This is a genomic window from Vibrio sp. 1159 (assembly GCF_033340395.1).
Taxonomy (GTDB): Bacteria; Pseudomonadota; Gammaproteobacteria; order Enterobacterales; family Vibrionaceae; genus Vibrio; species Vibrio alginolyticus.
In genome coordinates this window covers 315110-333738 of record NZ_JAWOWL010000002.1, presented here as the reverse complement: position 1 = coordinate 333738, position 18629 = coordinate 315110, and the positions used below count along the sequence as shown (strand labels likewise).

18 protein-coding genes are annotated in these 18629 nt (G+C 45.9%); 15 read left to right on the top strand and 3 right to left on the bottom strand.

The window, feature by feature from the left end:
• Positions 1 to 15: 15 nt before the first annotated feature.
• From flgG to R7127_RS03225, 7 genes are read left to right on the top strand one after another with little or no spacing between them, the layout of a single operon-like run.
• Positions 16 to 801: a flagellar basal-body rod protein FlgG gene (gene flgG, locus R7127_RS03255; RefSeq protein ID WP_005374008.1), complete on the top strand. Its 786-nt coding sequence runs from the start codon at positions 16 to 18 to the stop codon at positions 799 to 801.
• 32 nt (positions 802 to 833) lie between these two features.
• Positions 834 to 1505: a flagellar basal body L-ring protein FlgH gene (flgH, locus tag R7127_RS03250; protein WP_017635111.1), complete on the top strand. Its 672-nt coding sequence runs from the start codon at positions 834 to 836 to the stop codon at positions 1503 to 1505.
• Positions 1490 to 2626 carry a flagellar basal body P-ring protein FlgI gene (locus R7127_RS03245; RefSeq protein ID WP_086026720.1) on the top strand — a complete coding sequence of 379 codons (1137 nt, stop codon included), beginning with the start codon at positions 1490 to 1492 and terminating at the stop codon, positions 2624 to 2626. The genes flgH and R7127_RS03245 overlap by 16 nt, the downstream gene beginning before the upstream one ends.
• A 10-nt stretch (positions 2627 to 2636) precedes the next feature.
• Positions 2637 to 3185 carry a rod-binding protein gene (locus tag R7127_RS03240; RefSeq protein WP_005374002.1) on the top strand — a complete coding sequence of 183 codons (549 nt, stop codon included), beginning with the start codon at positions 2637 to 2639 and terminating at the stop codon, positions 3183 to 3185.
• Positions 3186 to 4559, top strand: coding sequence for a flagellar hook-associated protein FlgK (gene flgK, locus R7127_RS03235; protein WP_005374000.1), 1374 nt, complete (start codon positions 3186 to 3188; stop codon positions 4557 to 4559).
• Positions 4560 to 4572: 13 nt separating this feature from the next.
• Positions 4573 to 5472 carry a flagellar hook-associated protein FlgL gene (gene flgL, locus R7127_RS03230; protein WP_005373998.1) on the top strand — a complete coding sequence of 300 codons (900 nt, stop codon included), beginning with the start codon at positions 4573 to 4575 and terminating at the stop codon, positions 5470 to 5472.
• 18 nt (positions 5473 to 5490) lie between these two features.
• Positions 5491 to 6531: a flagellin gene (locus R7127_RS03225; protein ID WP_033906289.1), complete on the top strand. Its 1041-nt coding sequence runs from the start codon at positions 5491 to 5493 to the stop codon at positions 6529 to 6531.
• 88 nt (positions 6532 to 6619) lie between these two features.
• Here R7127_RS03225 and R7127_RS03220 read toward each other — a convergent pair whose 3' ends face one another.
• Entirely contained in the window at positions 6620 to 9283 is a 2664-nt protein-coding gene (locus tag R7127_RS03220; protein WP_050550084.1) for a DUF2339 domain-containing protein, read from the bottom strand.
• Positions 9284 to 9723: 440 nt separating this feature from the next.
• Here R7127_RS03220 and R7127_RS03215 point away from each other — a divergent pair, with 440 nt between their 5' ends.
• From R7127_RS03215 to R7127_RS03200, 4 genes are all read left to right on the top strand, one after another.
• Entirely contained in the window at positions 9724 to 11523 is a 1800-nt protein-coding gene (locus tag R7127_RS03215; protein ID WP_172563710.1) for a cation:proton antiporter, read from the top strand.
• 238 nt (positions 11524 to 11761) lie between these two features.
• A complete protein-coding gene (gene fni / locus R7127_RS03210; RefSeq protein ID WP_005388695.1) occupies positions 11762 to 12781 on the top strand; it encodes a type 2 isopentenyl-diphosphate Delta-isomerase in 1020 nt (339 codons plus the stop codon).
• Between the two features lie 194 nt (positions 12782 to 12975).
• Positions 12976 to 13239 (top strand): DUF3012 domain-containing protein, encoded by a 264-nt coding sequence (locus tag R7127_RS03205; protein ID WP_005373992.1) that lies wholly within the window; start codon positions 12976 to 12978, stop codon positions 13237 to 13239.
• Positions 13240 to 13491: 252 nt separating this feature from the next.
• Positions 13492 to 13890: a GFA family protein gene (locus tag R7127_RS03200; RefSeq protein ID WP_064376173.1), complete on the top strand. Its 399-nt coding sequence runs from the start codon at positions 13492 to 13494 to the stop codon at positions 13888 to 13890.
• A gap of 93 nt (positions 13891 to 13983) precedes the next feature.
• Here the strand turns inward: R7127_RS03200 and R7127_RS03195 are convergent, their stop codons facing one another.
• Positions 13984 to 14334 (bottom strand): rhodanese-like domain-containing protein, encoded by a 351-nt coding sequence (locus R7127_RS03195; RefSeq protein WP_222716450.1) that lies wholly within the window; start codon positions 14332 to 14334, stop codon positions 13984 to 13986.
• Positions 14335 to 14601: 267 nt separating this feature from the next.
• Here R7127_RS03195 and R7127_RS03190 point away from each other — a divergent pair, with 267 nt between their 5' ends.
• The 3 genes from R7127_RS03190 to R7127_RS03180 all read left to right on the top strand — a co-directional run bounded on the left by R7127_RS03190 (position 14602) and on the right by R7127_RS03180 (position 16839).
• On the top strand, positions 14602 to 14892 hold the full coding sequence (locus tag R7127_RS03190; RefSeq protein ID WP_005373989.1) for a co-chaperone GroES: 291 nt from the start codon (positions 14602 to 14604) through the stop codon (positions 14890 to 14892).
• Positions 14893 to 14925: 33 nt separating this feature from the next.
• Positions 14926 to 16524 carry a chaperonin GroEL gene (gene groL / locus R7127_RS03185; protein WP_318141777.1) on the top strand — a complete coding sequence of 533 codons (1599 nt, stop codon included), beginning with the start codon at positions 14926 to 14928 and terminating at the stop codon, positions 16522 to 16524.
• A 105-nt stretch (positions 16525 to 16629) separates the two neighbouring features.
• Positions 16630 to 16839, top strand: coding sequence for a hypothetical protein (locus tag R7127_RS03180; protein ID WP_005373984.1), 210 nt, complete (start codon positions 16630 to 16632; stop codon positions 16837 to 16839).
• Between the two features lie 131 nt (positions 16840 to 16970).
• On the opposite strand, the gene R7127_RS03175 is transcribed toward R7127_RS03180, so the two are convergent.
• Positions 16971 to 17582: a LysE family translocator gene (locus R7127_RS03175; RefSeq protein ID WP_064376175.1), complete on the bottom strand. Its 612-nt coding sequence runs from the start codon at positions 17580 to 17582 to the stop codon at positions 16971 to 16973.
• A gap of 109 nt (positions 17583 to 17691) precedes the next feature.
• Here R7127_RS03175 and R7127_RS03170 point away from each other — a divergent pair, with 109 nt between their 5' ends.
• The gene (locus R7127_RS03170) at positions 17692 to 18582 is read left to right on the top strand and encodes a LysR family transcriptional regulator (protein WP_005388706.1); all 891 of its coding nucleotides are present in this window, start codon (positions 17692 to 17694) and stop codon (positions 18580 to 18582) included.
• The last annotated feature ends 47 nt before the right edge of the window (positions 18583 to 18629 follow it).

Below are 18629 nucleotides of genomic sequence, written 5' to 3'. Positions count from 1 at the left end.
CGCAAGGAGTAAAAAATGCATTCAGCATTATGGGTAAGTAAGACAGGCATGGCAGCGCAAGACACTAAGATGACTGCCATTTCTAACAACCTAGCAAACGTAAACACGGTAGGCTTTAAGCGTGACCGAGTTGTATTTGAAGATCTTTTCTACAGCATTCAGCGTCAACCAGGCGCTCAAGTAGACCAAGTTAACGAACTACCAAGTGGTATTCAGCTAGGTAGCGGTGTTCGCGTTGTTGGCACACAAAAAGTATTCACTCAAGGTAATACCCAAAACACAACGCAAGAGTTGGATCTTGCTGTAATGGGTCAGGGTTTCTTTCAAATAGAAAACTCGGACGGACAGATCATGTATACACGTAATGGTCAGTTCCATCGAAACTCAGAAGGCTTAATGGTGAACAGTCAGGGCCTGCCTTTAGAGCCTCAAATCCAGATCCCAGACAATGCGGTCTCTTTCTCTGTAGGTGTTGATGGCACCGTGACTACAACAACAGCAGACGATCCAACACCTCAGCAGCTTGGTCAAATTACACTTGCAAAATTCATCAATCCAGCAGGCTTAGAGGCCATGGGTGGCAACTTATTTCGTGAAACGGAAGCCAGCGGTCCAGCTGATGAGCTGATTGCTGGAGCTGATGGTGCCGGCATTATCAAGCAAGGTGCACTGGAAGGGTCAAACGTACAAGTAGTAGAAGAGATGGTCGACATGATCACCACTCAACGTGCGTATGAGATGAATGCGAAAGTGGTCTCTGCTGCAGATGACATGCTGAAGTTTGTTTCGCAATCAATGTAAGTATGAAATTGGTGATGATGAAGGAAAAAGCAATGAAATGGCTTTCTAAGAGTTGGGCAGTAGCCGCCGTGTTGCTGGTGGGATGTGCTGGCCGTCAGGAATTTATTCCGCCTGAGCCGAATGCTGAGGAATATGCACCACCAACGCTCGATTACACGCTGCCGGAAACCCAATCTGGTAGCCTTTATCGTCACCAATACACGATGACCCTGTTCCAGGATCGTCGTGCTTACCGAGTTGGCGATGTATTAACGGTTCAACTATCAGAAGAAACCTCATCGAGTAAAAATGCGGGTACTAAGTTCGGTAAAAGTTCAGCAATTAACTTTGTGGCGCCGACCATAGGCACGAAAACTATCGATGAGTTAGGGGTTAGCGTGGATGGCAAACGTAACTTCGATGGCAGTGCATCAAGTTCACAAGGCAACAAGCTTCAAGGTGCCATTACGGTAACGGTACACGAAGTATTACCTAATGGCGTATTGCGTATCAGCGGTGAAAAATGGCTTCGTCTGAATCAAGGCGACGAGTTTATTCGTCTAACCGGTATCGTCCGTGTGGATGATATTAACCGCAGTAACCAAGTTTCTTCTCAACGAATTGCTGATGCAAGAATTACCTACGCAGGTCGCGGAGCGCTAGCTGACAGCAACGCAGCCGGGTGGCTAACTCAGTTCTTCAACAGCCCATGGGTACCTTTCTAATGAAGACAATGCAATCTTTCTTTATGTCTCTCCTATTGGTGTTGACCTTGGGACTACCAGGCACTTCACGTGCTGAAGCGGAAATTCCGATCATGGACTTGGTCGATGTTCGCGGCATTCGAGAAAACCAGCTGGTTGGTTATGGTTTGGTGGTTGGCTTAGCCGGCCAAGGTGACCGAAACCAAGTGAAATTTACCTCTCAATCTATTACCAACATGCTACGTCAGTTTGGGGTTCAAATTGATGACAGTATGAACCCTAAGCTACGAAATGTGGCTTCTGTGAGTGTGACAGCGTCCGTTGATCCAATGGCAGGCCCAGGACAAACGTTGGATGTGGTTGTGTCTTCAATCGGTGATGCAAAGAGCCTTCGTGGTGGTACGTTATTGCTAACGCCTTTACGTGGTATTGATGGCGAAGTGTACGCGATTGCGCAAGGCAACGTGGTTGTGGGGGGCTTATCTGCAGAGGGGCGAAGTGGCTCCAAAGTAGAAGTGAACACACCAACGGCGGGTCGCGTTCCGAATGGTGCGACTTTAGAGAGAGAAATCAAAACAGATTTCAACCAACGTGATGAAATCACCCTAAACCTGCGCAAGCCTAGCTTCACTACAGCAAAAAATATTGCGCGTGAAATTAACAACACTTTTGGACCTAACGTTGCAGTTGCGATCAATAAAGCGCGCATTGATATGCGTGCACCAAAAGATACACAGCAGCGTGTCGTCATGATGTCGATGCTTGAAGAAATGAGCGTCGTTGAAGGCCGTAAACCTGCTCGTATTGTCTTTAACTCTCGCACTGGCACCGTGGTGATCGGTAAGAGTGTCAAAGTGAGTGAAGCAGCAGTAAGTCACGGTAACTTAACCGTGCGAATTTCTGAATCACAACAAGTTAGTCAGCCTAATGCGTTTGCAAATGGCGATACGAAAGTCGTTAACCAAACGGATCTTGATGTGAATGAAGATCTCGCTCAGATGGTGATTTGGCCTCCAGGCACGGAACTTAACACCATAGTTAATGCGGTAAATAGTTTAGGTGCCACGCCTACAGACTTGATGTCTATCCTGCAAGCTTTGAGTGAAGCGGGTGCATTGAACGCTGAATTGGTCGTGATATAAGGAGTTAAGGATGAAGCTAGACAGTACCAATGAACAAACTCAGTTAAATTCGATGCTTTATCACGACAATAGTGCATTGGCTAACATCAAGCATAGTCGTGATCAAGAAGGCGCACTTGAAGTCGTCGCAGGTCAATTTGAGGCAATGTTCCTACAAATGGTGTTACGCCAAATGCGCAGCAGTAGTGATGCTCTTGCTGATAAAGACAGCCCGTTTGCCAGTCAGCAACAAGGGGTATTCCGTGATATGTATGACGGTCAGCTGGCGATGGAACTAGCAAAGAAACAGAGCTCAGGCATTGCCAATATGCTCATCCAGCAGCTGAGCCCGTCTATGCGTGAGGTTGCTTTCGATGCTGCGCGCAACATCTCATCCGCTAACGATGGTAAAGCTTCGAATTCTGAATCTATCTCACAAGTAGATTCTAAAGAGGTGGAGAAGAATTCAAGCCTATTTAATACCGCTTCTCAAGCCGTCGCCTCTGTTAAACAGGTATTCGGTGAGGCCGGTATGACTACCGCGTTTTCTCAGCCGTTGATCAGAAAAATGGAGCTGTAAATGAACCTAGTTAATATTGCCCTTTCAGGTTTAGGCGCGAACCGTGTGGCCCTAGACGTAACCGCGCAAAACGTGGCAAACGTGAATACCGTGGGTTACAGTCGTCAACAAGCGTTGATGGCATCTGTCGATGATGGTAAAGCCAATCGCTTAAGTCCAGGTTTAGGGGTAGAAGTCACTAGCATTCGCCGCGTTACTGATCAATTTCTGATTAAGCAAACGTGGTCGACTAACAGTATGGCGGCATACGCATCTGGATACACCAGTAACATGAGTCAGCTGGAGAATACGCTTGGTGCCGATGGTTTCAGTATATCGGCTGGCTTGGACTCGCTAAACGCTGCGCTTAACGATGCGACCGTTAAGCCGGAATCCATACCTTACCGCCAGCAGATCATTAACGAATCTGAAGCTTTGGCCCGCCGTTTTAATACGCTTACCGAGTCTTTATACAATCAACATAAAGACATGAGTGACCAACGTAATGCAGCGCTTAACCACGCGAATAGCCTTATGGAAAATATCGCGAAGGTGAACAAGCAACTGGTAGAGATGCAAGGTACAGGTGGTAACCCATCACAGTTAATGGATGAACGAGATAGGTTAATCGGTGAGTTATCTCAAACCATTGAAATCAAAACAACACAGCAGCATGACGGCAGTGTTCAGGTCACACTAACCTCTGGTCAACCGCTTGTGATGGGTACGGACCATGGCAAACTGGAAGCCATTCCTGACCCGAGTGATCCTTACTTGGCGGACTTACACGTCACGTTCTCGAATCAAAGTTTTGCGATTGGTGACTCGCTTGGTGGCAAATTAGGTGCGATTAATGACTATCAAACCGAAGTGTTGAAACCAAACCAATTGGCTCTGAATGACATGGCGAAAGCTCTCGCGGATGAATACAACGCCGTGCTTGCGACTGGCAAAGACTTAAATGGCAACCCAGGTAAACCTTTGTTCAGCTATGACCCAGCAAACCCTGCAGCCAGTTTGGATATTACCAAGCTAACTCCAGATGAGCTTGCGTTCTCAAGTGATGGAACACCTGGTAACGCAGATGCGTTGCAATCATTGATCGAGTTAAGCAACAAGCCAGTGGCGGTATCAGGTTACGGCTCAGTAAGCTTGAACGATGCCTTTAGTTCAATGGTGGGTCAAACCGCAATTAAAGCACGCCAAGCTAACGCTGATTATCAAGCGAAGTTAGCCATGAACAAGCAAGCGCACGCAGCTCGCGATAATGTTAGTTCCGTAAACAGCGATGAAGAAGCGGCTAACCTAATGATGTTTGCTAATGCGCACAATGCCAACATGAAAGTGATCAGCACAGCAAATCAACTGCTCGATTCTATTCTGCAGTTATTCTAAGAGGAAAGTTTAGATGCGAATTAGTGACAATCAATTTAGTCAAATGATGTTGCACAGCTTGCAGAGCAATAGCGCGGGACTAGGCGAAGCTCTGCAACAGATGTCTACTGGCAAGCGCTTGACCAAGCTGTCTGATGATCCAATGGCTTCGATCAAGTTGCTTAACTTAGACCGAGAAACCAGTGCGATTGCTCAGTACAAAAACAACATTGAAAACGTAAAAACGACGCTATCGAGTCAAGAAACCCATTTAGATTCGATCAAAGAAAGCTTAAAAAGCATGCGAGACATCGCGCTTTGGGGTGCGAACGGCTCTCTTACTGACGAAAGTCGTGGCGGTATGATTACAGAGCTTAAGAGTTACCGTGACTCTATTGAGTCGTCTTTTAACGCGCAGGATGAAGAAGGGCACTACCTTTTCTCTGGTACTAAAACGGATACTGCGGCTGTAAGTAAAGCGAGCGGCAGCTACGTAATTGAAGGTAATAGTGACAAGCGCGTAGTAACAATTGCTAAAGGTGTCACGATGGATTCCAATATGACTGCAAAAGAAATATTGGACCTTGGGGGAGGTCATAACGTGCTTAACCAAATTGATGCGCTGATCAAAGAGTTTGAGAGCCCTACCGCCAACTTCAGAGCTGAAGTTGAGGCGAGTATCAGCGCTATCGACGATACTTTTTCAAACGTACTAGGGACCATGACTGAGATTGGTGGTCGACACAACAACTTAGATCTTGTTGGTGGCGCGCACAGTGAAAACAAGCTGTTCGTTGACAAAGTATCTGGAGACCTCTCTGCTCTGGACTATGGTGAAGCGTCGGTACGATTGAGTAATTACATGGCCGCTTTGCAAGCAACGCAAGCAAGCTATGTGAAGATCGATGGTTTGTCGCTGTTTGACCGTTTATAAGGTTAGGAAGTTCTTTTTATGGTAATGAGTACAGTAGAGGTTAGACCCCATAGCATACGCTTAGGTGGACAAGAACAAGCCTCTATCATGCCGACCCGTTCTGCAGACTCAAGTACGGCAATTAAACCGCGCCCGGCGCAAATTCAGGCTGACACTGCGTCAGCCTACTCTGTATCTGGTATTCAGCTTACGCAGGGTCAGCAGCAAGCCACGGCGGTTCAGATCGCGTCCAAATCGCTGCAGGTGATTGGCAAAGAGCTCACGCAAATTAAACGTGGTTTGACGCAAGCTATTAATCAAGGCGTACAAAATGTTCCTGGTTTGCAGGATACATTGGTTCGTTCTAAAGCCACCATCCAAAAAGTCGTTGAGCAAGCACGTTTCGATGGCCAGAAAGTCCTAAATAACGAACTGCACTTAAAACTGGATAAAGCGGATATTCGTCGCTTTTCTATTCCAGGTTTGAATGTTCATCGCTTAAGCGACAAGGCCGAGCAAATCCGTTTGGATTTTCCTCAAGGTCAAGCGGTGATGATTCAGTTTGATGGACAATCAGACGGTGAGCGAACGGTCAAAATGCTGGATCGCAGCTTGATTGCGTTAGGAATGCGAGCCTCATTAGCCGATGATGGCAGCATTTTATTTGAAGCCAGAGACAACGCTTATCAACAAATGCAGCAAAAGGTGATGGTAACGGGGGAAGGGCACCGCTTCCCTGCGGGACAGCCTAACGTTTTGAACTTAAAGTCTGAGCCAGATGGTATTGCGGAGCTCGGGTTTGATCTAGGCCCACGCGACGGCATCAAGCAGACGATTGCCAAAGTAAATCAGCATCTGAAACAAGTTCAAACGAGCTTGCAGGAAGCGAAAGCTTTTCATGGTGAACTGAATACTCAAATGCGTTCTATCCAAACCAAAACCGCACAGCTTTCAGTCAATGAAGTGAATGCAAAACTGGATGGATTCATGCAAAAGTCTGGCGAGTTTACTTCAACTTTTCAGGCATTGAATGCGCAAGCAAACGTGCGTCGTCATACCGTGGTCGCTTTACTGAAGTAACGAACACTCCAATGATTCCCGGCTTTACACTGTTATCGTCCCCCAATAACGAAAACAGCGCACTGTCGGGAATCTCTCTTTGACTCGTCTAGGGCTCGAGTGCTTTTGCCACCGAACGATTCAATTTCTGGAATAGCCATCCAAGTGCTATCAAAGACGCACCTAAGCCTAAGAAGCTTATTGCTCGCCAGAACCCATCCAGAGAGCTCACATCCCATAAGAATACTTTCAGTGCGACACAGGCAAGGACCACTAGACCGACACGCTGCATCATCAGGCCCTGTTGGGTCACGCCGCGCCAAGTCAGCAATCCACCTACGAGCAAGCCAGCCACTGAATAACTGAACAACTCTGCCATGCTGGTTGGCTGATACAGCATCATCGATGTGGTTTGCCAGAATTGACGGATAGACATCCCCAACCAAATGGCTGCAAGTAAAAAGCCTAGACTAGCAATCGCAAATCGATGAACTTGCAACGTATTCCAGCGTTTAAAGGTTGCGATAAGCAGGATGCAAGCTGGTAACAGCCAGCCGATACTCAGCATGTTAAAGATGGGAAGTGCTTGTGCCGAGACGTTATCAGTCACCAACGGCGATTCTGCCGTATTAAGCAAAATAATCAATATAGCGAACGCGCACCAAAGCAAGTAACTATAGATTTCGTAGATACGGCTTAAGCGTTGCGCAAATTGGCTGCGGTAGCTGTATACCAAACCCATAACTAATGCTTGATTGGCAAAGACTGCCGCACTTGTGAAGTCGATGTGCCCCAAGTAACCATATTGCCCCGTTAACCAGTAGTTAGTTTGGGTGAACAATGCCATTAAGAATACATGTAAAAACGCCCCTTCAAACCAGTTGGTCAGTTCTCGGTCCACTTGTTTTAGTGTTGAACGAGCATAAGACAAGATGAAGAGAGAAGGCATATAACTCACAAGAACCCAAGCCCAATGCCCAGCTTCTACCGGTTGCCATTCGGGGATGAAAGGTAGCAGCGTGAGTCGGATAACCAGTATTCCCATTGCCACTTTAATCGCCCAACTCGCAGGTCGAAATAACCCGACTTGAGCCTGTAAGGCCATTATCGCAACTTGTATTGAGATTGCTGTTGTTAACCAAGTATCGCTCAACCAAGCAAAAGCAATACCTATGATTAAAGCATGCATAACGGCAGAGCATTCTAATGCCAACGAACGTGCACGCTGACCAAGCACAACGTAGTAAGTGGCCATCAATGCGCAGAATGCAGTCCAATACCACAGGTAGCCCTGCATAAATTCGTCAATATAAAACAACGTAATTAAGCTCATCGCGGGAGCCAGTACCAGAAGAAGCAGCCCACTGAGTTGCGAACGGTCACTAAGTGATTGGCAATATGTTCGATAGCAGATCAGCGCAATACTCACCGCCAATGCGAATAGGATGCTAGCTTCTCGCTCTACCATATACAGCGCATCAAAAGCGATGGTAAGAACTATCAGCGCGGTTGCCGAGACGAGTATGGATGGCAAAAATACACGTAATGACCAGCCTGTACGAAGTGCTGGTAGCCAGATGCTCGCAACAAGCAGCGTATAACAGTACGCCATTTGTAGAGTGTTCAGCTCCGGCATTCTGGTGACGGCAGAAAAGGTCAATAAAGCAGTTGCGAGAGCGGTAGCGGTCGGCGAGTTTGTCCACTTGCTTTGATAGTGACGAAAGCGAGGATTGAGCATCCAACCCATTCTCGGAACCGCGAAAATGAGATACAAAGTGATGGAGAGATAAATCGCGAGCCACGAGAACAACCGTTCTGTTGGTACACTCTCAATCAACAGCAACATCCAAATGACATGTGGAATCGCGATACTTGGCGTAATCCATGCCCTACGCACTTTTTGCATCAATAAGGTCGCCGCGAACGAAATTGCGCAGATGTATCCGGCAAACAAGAAGTAGTTGGGTTCATTACCCCCAATCCACAGTGGTGCTGTGTAGCCACCAATTAAGCCAAGCACGGCCATTAACGGCCCTTGTCGCAATGATAATGCTAAACTGAAAAATGCCGCTGAAGCCAAGATGATCAACGAGATACTCGGTGTTAGCATTTGATAAACCACAAAGGCAAAAATGACGGTGCAGTAAATGCCCGTTAATCCCGTACCGGTAACAGCAGCAGGAACATACGTAAAGCCTTGGGCTCGTGCTGCCCGTTGCGGATTCTGTTGTTCTTTACGGTGAAACCACTCGCCAACAAGCACCATAAGTAATGAGATCACAAAGGCAAAGGACACTCGCATAAATGGCGAAAACTGGATGTGACTACCAATCACCTGTACGAGATAACCTCCACCGATCAGCATGGCCAATGCGCCTACCCAAACCAACCAATTTTCTTGAATGTTGCTAAGCAGGCTCTGAACTTTACTCTGAAGGAATGACTCATTTTCTTGACTAAAAACATCCAGTTGCACTTCTCTTGTCTGGGCGTACCCTTGATTCGCAGCGCTCTGGTCCAAGTCTAGGTTGGTAGCTGGATCATGTTCCCCAGAGGATGAGACATCTTTCTGTGGTGATTCTATGTGAGGTGACGTCGCTACAGATGGTGTGTCTTTTTCGATGCTGAATTGTTGGTGCGCTTGTTGGTTTGAGCCCCCATGGACACTGGCTCGTAGTGATGTGACTTCCTCACGAAGTTTGGCTAGTTCTTTTTCTAAAAGTGCAGCTCGGTTGGCGGCTTTCACTCCGATGAGGATGGCGAGACACGCCATGAACAGTGCTAGTATTACGTACAATCCATTTCTCCTTGCGTACGTCGCGTGACACACGATTCTTAACTTTGAGCACTTACGCTAAAGCTTAGTTCATGCTCTATGCCTTAGCCTCATATAGTGCTAGGTTCCGCGCTTTCTTTAGAAATCATTCTACATAATGAAACTCAATGCGTAATGATGAATTCGACAAAGTCGCACACTTGTGTGCCACTTTAAAACCTGATGAACAAAAATGAGTCGTTAAGTCATTGGGGGTCAACTATATTCATAGTTCTGATGCGATCGCCAAATGACTTCAAACATGTGCGTTTCGTAGCGATGTCATCGAAGGTCAGTCGTTTGATTTGCACGTTCGGTTGTTTCTATTTGACCGTAAGGCTGAATGTATTCGGGTATAGCGCATTCACGCGAAAAAAGACAAAAACAGGTAATTATTGATGCAAGTGGGTAATGAAGCGCTGGTGCTGTCAGCGGTTGGGGTTATTGGTTTAGGTTGCCAATGGTTAGCTTGGCGATTGCGTTTGCCAGCGATTTTATTTTTGTTGTTGGCAGGGCTGATCGTCGGGCCATTTATGCAGTGGTTAAACCCTGATGAGATATTAGGTAATTTGCTCTTTCCGTTGGTCTCTTTAGCGGTGGCAGTGATTTTATTTGAAGGCAGTTTGACCTTAAATTTTAAAGAAATTCGTGGCGTGAGTGGTTCGGTATGGAGCATTGTTTCCATCGGGGCGATCATTTCGTGGGCAGCGACCAGTATCGCAACACACTATTTCCTCGGCTTTACTTGGGAGCTTGCCATGTTGTTCGGCAGCTTAACCGTAGTAACAGGGCCGACGGTCATCGTGCCACTTCTACGAACCGTAAGACCTAACAGTATGCTTGCTAACATTTTGCGATGGGAAGGGATTTTGATTGACCCGCTCGGTGCGCTTTTTGTTGTGATGGTTTACGAGTTTATCGTATCTCACAGTGCGATAAATAGCGTCGAAGTGTTTGGGACGATCATTGCTGTCGGTGTCATGCTAGGTGCGGCCTCAGGCTATGCAGTTGCGACGATCATGCGTCGTTCTTGGCTACCGGAATATTTGCAGCCATTTGCGGTTTTGATGGTGGTTCTAGGTGTATTTTCGGTCTCTAACCACATTGAGTCTGAAGCTGGGTTACTAACCGTCACCGTAATGGGTATGTGGCTCGCAAACGCTAAAGACATCAATATTCAGCAAATTCTGCATTTTAAAGAGCATTTAACCATTTTACTGATCACCGGATTGTTCATCTTCCTTGCGGCTCGAATCAGTCTGGATGATTTTGCTGCGCTAGGTAGCGGTGCGTTATTGTTGTTTGTATTTATGCAGTTAGTGTCGCGTCCGTTATCGATTTTTCTTTCAACCTTCCGCAGCAACTTGCGTCTCAAAGATAAGCTGTTTTTGTCTTGGGTTGCACCGCGCGGTATTGTTGCTGCTTCGATTTCGTCTCTTTTCGCGATCAAATTGACTGGATACGGCATTGATGAAGCGATTTTACTGGTCCCTATGACCTTCATGGTGATTATAGGAACGGTCGTGTTACAAAGTGCGACGGCACGTCCTGTAGCGCTGACGTTGGGCATCGCAGAGCCAGCACCACGCGGCTTCTTGTTGATTGGTGCTAACCGAGTAGCAAGAGAAATAGGGCAGGCGTTGTCGCGTTATGACCGTCGCGTATTAATGACTGACTCAAACTGGGAGTACATCAGTCAGGTTCGTATGTTGGGACTGGATTACTATTACGGCAACCCTATTTCTAGTCACGCGGACGACAACTTGAACTTGATAGGAATAGGTCAAGTGGTTGCATTAACGCCCGATCAGCATTTCAACATTATGGCTTGCATGCAATTCGTCGACGAGTTCGGGGAAGATAAAGTTCACTGCTTACAAAAAGTGAAAACCAACAGCAATGGCAGCGAGAAGCACTCCGTGGCTCAGGAGTACCATGGTAAATTGCTGATGGGCGGCAATGTAAGCTATACCCAGCTAGCCAGTATGTTAAGTCGTGGTGCAGAGGTTAAACACACGAAATTGAGCGATAACTTCACGTATCAAGATTATTTAGCGCATCACAAAGGTAGTTCAGTTGTACCGCTGTTCCATGTAGAAGAAAAAGGAAAAATTCAATTCTGTGATGATCCCGAACAGTTTGAACCAACGACGACAAGCACTGTTGTGTCGCTAATTCTGTCGGACAGCGTAAAGTAAACTACAGAGCAATGTGATCCATTTGCATCATGGGTATCGTACGCTGATTATCTCAATTTGAAGAGAAACTTGCCGGCTTGTTTAAAACGGAAAGCGAGTTTCTTTTCTTATAATGTCAGGGGCAGTCGAGACTCATTACTCGTTTCGGAAAAGTAATCCGGCAAATTCACAAAATTCGCATTGACGTTACTGATAAGGATCGCAATACTGCGCGACTGTTTTACTTTAGGGTGACATTATGGCTCCGCAAACTAACCGAAAAGATTTACACCTAGATGCTGTTTTACATCATGATATGAGCATGAAGCATAAAACGGCGGGTTTTGAGTCTGTCGAGTTTGAACACTGTGCGCTGCCAGAATGTGACTTTCACGCGATCGATTTATCGACAGAGTTTCTTGGTCATCAATTAGCGCTACCGTTTTTGATTAGCTCGATGACTGGCGGAGCAAAAGACGCAGAAACGATCAATTGTCGTCTAGCTGAAGCAGCAAGTGAATTAGGTATTGCCATGGGTGTGGGCTCGCAACGGATTAGCTTAGAAGAAAGTCAGCATTCGGGCTTGGGTAAAACCATTCGTGAGTTGGCGAAAGAAGTACCGTTGTATTCCAATCTTGGAGCCGCTCAATTGCTCGATAAAGGTAAACTCGATAATGCGCAACGTGCGGTTGAGGCGATTCAAGCAGATGCCTTGTTTGTGCACGTTAATCCAATGCAGGAAGCGTTTCAGAAAAATGGCGACCACAATTGGGTTGGTGTTTTCCAGGCAATTGAGATGCTTAAATCTCGCGTGAAGGTTCCTATCATTATCAAAGAAGTCGGTTTTGGTATTAGCGGACACGTTGCGCAGCGATTAATTGATGCTGGTGTGGATGCAATTGACGTTGCGGGCGCGGGTGGCACAAGCTGGAGTGCGGTTGAAGGGTATTGCCAAGATAATCCGAAAATGCAGCGTGCAGCCGAGCTTTTCCGCGATTGGGGTGTCCCTACAGCAACATGTTTGGCTCAAATCCGCGCACTGCATCCTACATTACCCTTGATCGCCTCGGGAGGTGTTCATAACGGACTTGAAGCGGCGAAAGCCATTCATTTGGGTGCTAATCTCATTGGGCAAGCTGGTGCGGTATTAAAAGCTGCGACGATCAGCACGCAGTCTGTCGTCGATCACTTTGAACAAATGGCATTAGAGCTGCGTTTAGCGTGCTTTGGTACTGGCTCTTTTAAGGTTGGTGAGCTAACAAAAGCGCGCTGCCTATAGCTTTTAGAATGGCGCGCTTTACACAGAGTCGCTCAATAATTTTTCGGTGTCTTAACACGTAGACTGATAATTTCGTTATAGTTGATACAAAAGTCACTTCAGCTAGTGACGCCTTTATTCAGACACTTGAATGGGCATGTGTTGAAGAGATTGAGTTTAATTTTACTATTGTTTGCAACTGGAACCTTAAATTTATGAAAAAACTAGTCATGCTGATGTTGGCGGCTTCTGCTTTGACCGCTTGTAGTGATGAAGTGGGCACTGAAGGCTGGTGTAACGACATGCGCGATAAGCCAAAAACAGAATGGACAGCAGACAACGCGGTAGACTTTGCAAAGCATTGTGTTCTGCAAGATGGTGTCGGCAGCGAGCAATGGTGTGAAAACCTGAAAGATAAGCCGAAAGGTGACTGGACTGCAAACGAAGCGACCAGCTTTACTAAACACTGCATTTTTTAAGCACAGCGGAAAGCGCCTTTTCTGAGGCGACATTCTGTGAGGTAAACACCAAGCGTTATTGCTTGGTGTTTTTGTATCTAAAATAGCTCGATTTTTCACGTGTCGAGCGCACTTCCCTCTGAATGGAATGTTTTACATTTTCGTTTCATTTTTGAAAACCTGTATTGCCTGTCTTTAATTTTTCGTATTGCAGTGGCATGGTGTCGAGATAGCCATCTAATTCAATTAGATTCATAACAAAAAGGAATTCAAATGGAAGTACTAAAAGGCTCATGTCTGTGCGGCAAGGTAAAGTTGGAAGTGGCAGATGAATTTAAGTACATGGGAAATTGCCATTGCTCTGAATGCCGCAAGTTCACAGGTTCTGACTATTCATCTGCCGGTGGTATTGCGTTGGATAAACTGCTTATTATCCAAGGGAAAGAAGATATTCAAACTTATCAGAAAAGCGAAAATACCATGCTATGCTTTTGTCGCCACTGCGGATCGAGCCTGTATTCGAAAAAGAACAATGGGATCGTCAATATTCGCCTTGGTATCTTGGATGACACACCTTCTCACAAGCCTGATTTCCATATTTTTGTCGCGTCGAAAGCGCCATGGATCGAGATATCGGATAACCTGACTCAATTTGATGCAGGGCCAAAATAGAGTTGTTGTAGATAAGTATTTAGAAACAGAGCGCGTTACAATACGCTTGCGACGCGCTCTGTGCTTTTACTTTGTATATTAGAACGGAGACGACTATTTGGCGTCTTGTAGTTCTTCAAAGCCACCTGCATTGTGCAGATTCGTAAAGCCTTGCGATTGTAAGTATTGATACGCTTTGCCAGAGCGGTTACCACTGCGACAGTACAACACGATAGCTTGATCTTTATCGACGTCTTGAAAATGTTTATCAAGTTCAGATAAAGGGAAGTTGACGGCATTATCCAAATGCCCTTCAGAAAACTCTTGCGGCGTGCGCACATCGACAATCATCGCGCCCTCGTCAATCAATTGCCAACCTTGTTCAGCGCGTTCAGAAGCTGACACGTTGGGGGAGAGGAAGCTCACGCACAACGTTGCAAGAAATAGAGATACGGCCTTTTTCATTGTTTGATTATCCTTTTTAAGAGTACGTAACCACTCTAGATTTGATTGAGCATATTTTCCATCATAAAGAGATGCTAAGTAGTTGTGAATGCGATAATTCGATAGAAAATTTTATTTAATTTAATAAAAAATTTTTATCAAATTCACCTCTTGAACTCTAATTTTTCGACCTTATTATTTTCATCGAAAGCGAGCTGTCGACTCGCAAATCCATCTTGATGTTTATTTTGTCTTTTATTTTTGGTTCCAAGTAGGAGGCACTTAAAAATGAAAATTCGTCCTTTAAATGACAAGCTAATTGTTGAAAGACAAGAGGTGGAAAATAAATCTGAAGGGGGAATCGTTTTAACTTCTCAATCGGTGAAAAAATCAAACCGCGGGAAAGTCATTGCTGTTGGTTTAGGTAAACGTCTTGAAAATGGCGAACGCGCTGCGATGGAAGTCAAAGTGGGCGACCAAATCATTTTCAATGACGGTTACGGCGTGAAAACCGAGAAAATTGACGGCGCAGAATACTTAATTCTGTCCGAATCTGATGTGTTAGCAATCGTTGAGTAATTATTTTTGTAGTAGTTTTTTGAGGAGATAACCATGGCTGCAAAAGACGTATTATTTGCTAATGACGCACGTCAAAAAATGCTGAAAGGTGTGAACTTACTGGCGGACGCAGTAAAAGTGACACTAGGCCCGAAAGGCCGCAACGTTGTGCTTGATAAATCTTACGGCGCGCCAACCATCACCAAAGATGGCGTGTCTGTAGCGAAAGAAATCGAACTGAAAGATAAGTTCGAAAACATGGGCGCACAAATGGTGAAACAAGTGGCGTCCAAAGCGAATGATGAAGCGGGGGACGGTACAACGACGGCTACCGTACTGGCGCAATCTTTCATCAATGAAGGTCTTAAAGCGGTAGCCTCTGGCATGAACCCAATGGACCTAAAACGTGGTATCGACAAAGCCACTGAAGCGGCGGTTGAGAAACTACGTGAAATGTCTAAGCCATGCAGCGACAAAGAATCCATCACCCAAGTGGGTAGCATTTCTGCAAACAGCGATCGCGCGATCGGTGAAATCATTGCAGAAGCGATGGAAAAAGTGGGTCGCAATGGCGTGATTACGGTTGAAGAAGGCCAAGGTCTAAACAACGAATTGTCTGTGGTTGAAGGTATGCAATTTGACCGCGGTTACTTGTCGCCATACTTCATCACTAACCAAGAAAATGGCAGCGTAGAGCTAGACAACCCTTACATCCTATTGGTGGACAAAAAAGTCAGTAGCATCCGCGAGCTATTGCCTGTATTAGAAGAAGTGGCGAAATCTTCTCGCTCGCTATTGATCATTGCTGAAGACATCGAAGGTGAAGCGCTAGCGACATTGGTTGTGAACAACATGCGCGGCATCGTGCGTGCGACTGCGGTGAAAGCGCCTGGCTTTGGTGACAACCGTAAAGCGATGATGGAAGACATTGCGGTACTAACTGCTGGTACGGTCATCTCTGAAGAAATCGGCCTAGAGCTCGAAAAAGCAACGTTAGAGCAACTAGGTAGTGCGAAGAAAGTGACCATTACCAAAGACACAACAACCATTGTGGGTGGCGCAGCAGAAGCAAGCGCGATTGCTGATCGTGTGGCTTCGATTGAAAAACAAATCGAAACAACCACTTCTCAATACGACAAAGATAAGCTTCAACAACGTGTTGCGAAGCTATCTGGCGGCGTAGCGGTGATCAAGATCGGCGCTGCAACCGAAGTTGAGATGAAAGAGAAGAAAGATCGCGTGGACGATGCGCTACACGCTACTCGCGCAGCGGTTGAAGAAGGTATTGTTGCTGGTGGTGGTGTTGCCCTAACTAAGATCGCGAAAGAATTGGCGGATCTAAAAGGCGACAATGATGACCAAAACGTGGGTATCCGAGTTGCGCTACGTGCAATGGAAGAGCCTCTTCGTCAAATCGCAACTAACGCAGGTGACGAAGCTTCTGTTGTGGCGAACACTGTCAAAGCGGGTGATGCCGATTACGGTTACAACGCTGCAACAGGTGAATACGGCAACATGATCGAAATGGGTATCTTGGACCCTGCGAAAGTAACACGCTCAGCGCTTCAATTCGCTGCGTCTGTTGCTGGCTTGATGATCACCACTGAAGCGATGATCACCAACCACGTTGAAGACAAAGAACTTGATATCTAACGTCATCAATCGTTAGTGATTAAGTAAGCGTTAAAATAACAATAACATTGCAAAACCTAAGCGGGCTCGCTTGAGCCCGCTAATCAGTCATTTGAGGTAAGTGTTATGACCCGTTTACCTGCGTTTTCTTTCTCAATATCTGAGCCGGGCGGTAATGAAGCTTCGTCAACGTGGCCGACTGCTATTCACTTCCCCCTCGTTCCAGCTGGGCCAGAGTTTTCGATCGAAAATGCTCTGCCTAAACGTCCGACAGTGACGATATTCACTATCGATCTGTCTCAGTTATTTAAAGGGGACGCTCGGGTCATCCATTAACTGTATCGAAACAGCCAGCGCACGTTGGCTGTTTTTTTCTAATTTAAAGTATTGATAATGTAGATTTTTATTTGATTACTGCCACTTGTTCAATGATCAATTTGAACTGGGGTAATCGGACCGCAAGCGCACTACACCTTTAAGCCCAGCATTGCGCCGAAAATGATCAATCCCGCCCCACATGCTTGATTGAGTCGATGCTTAATCTTCAACAAGAAAGCTTGTAGCTGGGATGACGTGAATAAAACAGCAACGATAGAAAACCAAATACCATGCAGCGCAATCATATAAATCCCGTAAAAAAAGGCGATGTGTTGCTGATTAGAGTCGGGAGAAATCACTTGGCTAAAAATACTCAGAAAAAACAGCATCGTCTTGGGATTGAGTAAATTACACAGAAATCCCTGCATGAAAAATCGCCACATTGAATACTCGCTCTGTTGAATGGTTTCTGAGTTTGACGCAGGCTGCGAGGAGAATATTCCTTTAATCCCAAGGTAGACAAGATAAGCGGCCCCAAGATAGCGCACGAGATTAAACAACCATTCATTTTGTGAAATTAAGTAACTGATCCCCAGCATGGAGTAAGCGATGTGGATGCTGATCGCCATGCTGATACCAATCGCACTATACACGCCTGCTTTTCGTCCTTGATTTAAGCTATTTCTTAATACCAAAACAAAGTCTGCGCCAGGGCTAATGACAATAAGCACACCTAATAACGCAAGAGTTACAAATTCCATATCGATTTCCTGTTTGAATGATGAAGTCTGGGATGTAGCGAAATTGTAGGCGTCTTTATTACTAACTATAATCGAAAAATATTCCCATATTGGTGAGAAAAACTCACAGATGCGTCACCTGAAATCTTTTTATGTCTTCCACGTTGCGGCGAGTTCTTCAAGCTACACTGAAGCGGCTGACAAACTGAACATTACCCACGGAGCCGTGAGTAAGCAGATCAAGCAACTTGAGCAATATCTGTCTCAACCCTTGTTCTTCAAAGAGGGCAGGAAAGTCGTGTTGACGGCGGAAGGCGAATTACTCAAGACATACACAGAAACGGCATTCCAAACGCTAGAAACAGGCGTGAATACGCTTATTCAAGAGAAGCATCAGCATCTTGAAGTGTCTTGTGAACCGACATTAACCATGCGCTGGTTGATGCCAAGGTTGGCCGCGTTTAATGATGAACACCGTGCTGATGTTCGTTTGTCGACGGCTGGTGGCCCGGTAACATTAGGATCAACTGGGCTTTCGATGGCGATTCGTCGAGACGATTTTGCGCAGCATCACGATTACGACAAAACCATTCTTGTGGAAGAGTGGGTGGGGCCGGTATTTTCTCCTGAGTATTGGCAATCCATTAAAGACAATTTGAAAGCAGCTCGATTGTTGAATAGCCAAACCAGACCGAATGCTTGGGCGGATTGGCAGCAATCAACACGTTGTGAAACTTTCAACGGCAACACTCAGCAATCATTCGCGCATTTTTATTTTTGCATACAAGCCGCAGTGGATGGCTTAGGCGTCGCAATGGGATCGTATCCTTTTGTCATGGACGATATTAAGCGTGGTAATTTGGTCGCACCATTTGGGTTTTCTCCATCAAGTTGCAATTACGTTTTATTGAGTCAAGATAAAAAGCGTACAGAACTCGAACATAAATTTATCACGTGGTTACAAACGCAAATGGCAGAGTGTGTGCCACTGTCATCACAGCAGATTACGCAAGGCGAATAGAAGGCATAGAGCGAGATTACGTCAGTCAGTTTTATGGAAAAAGGCTT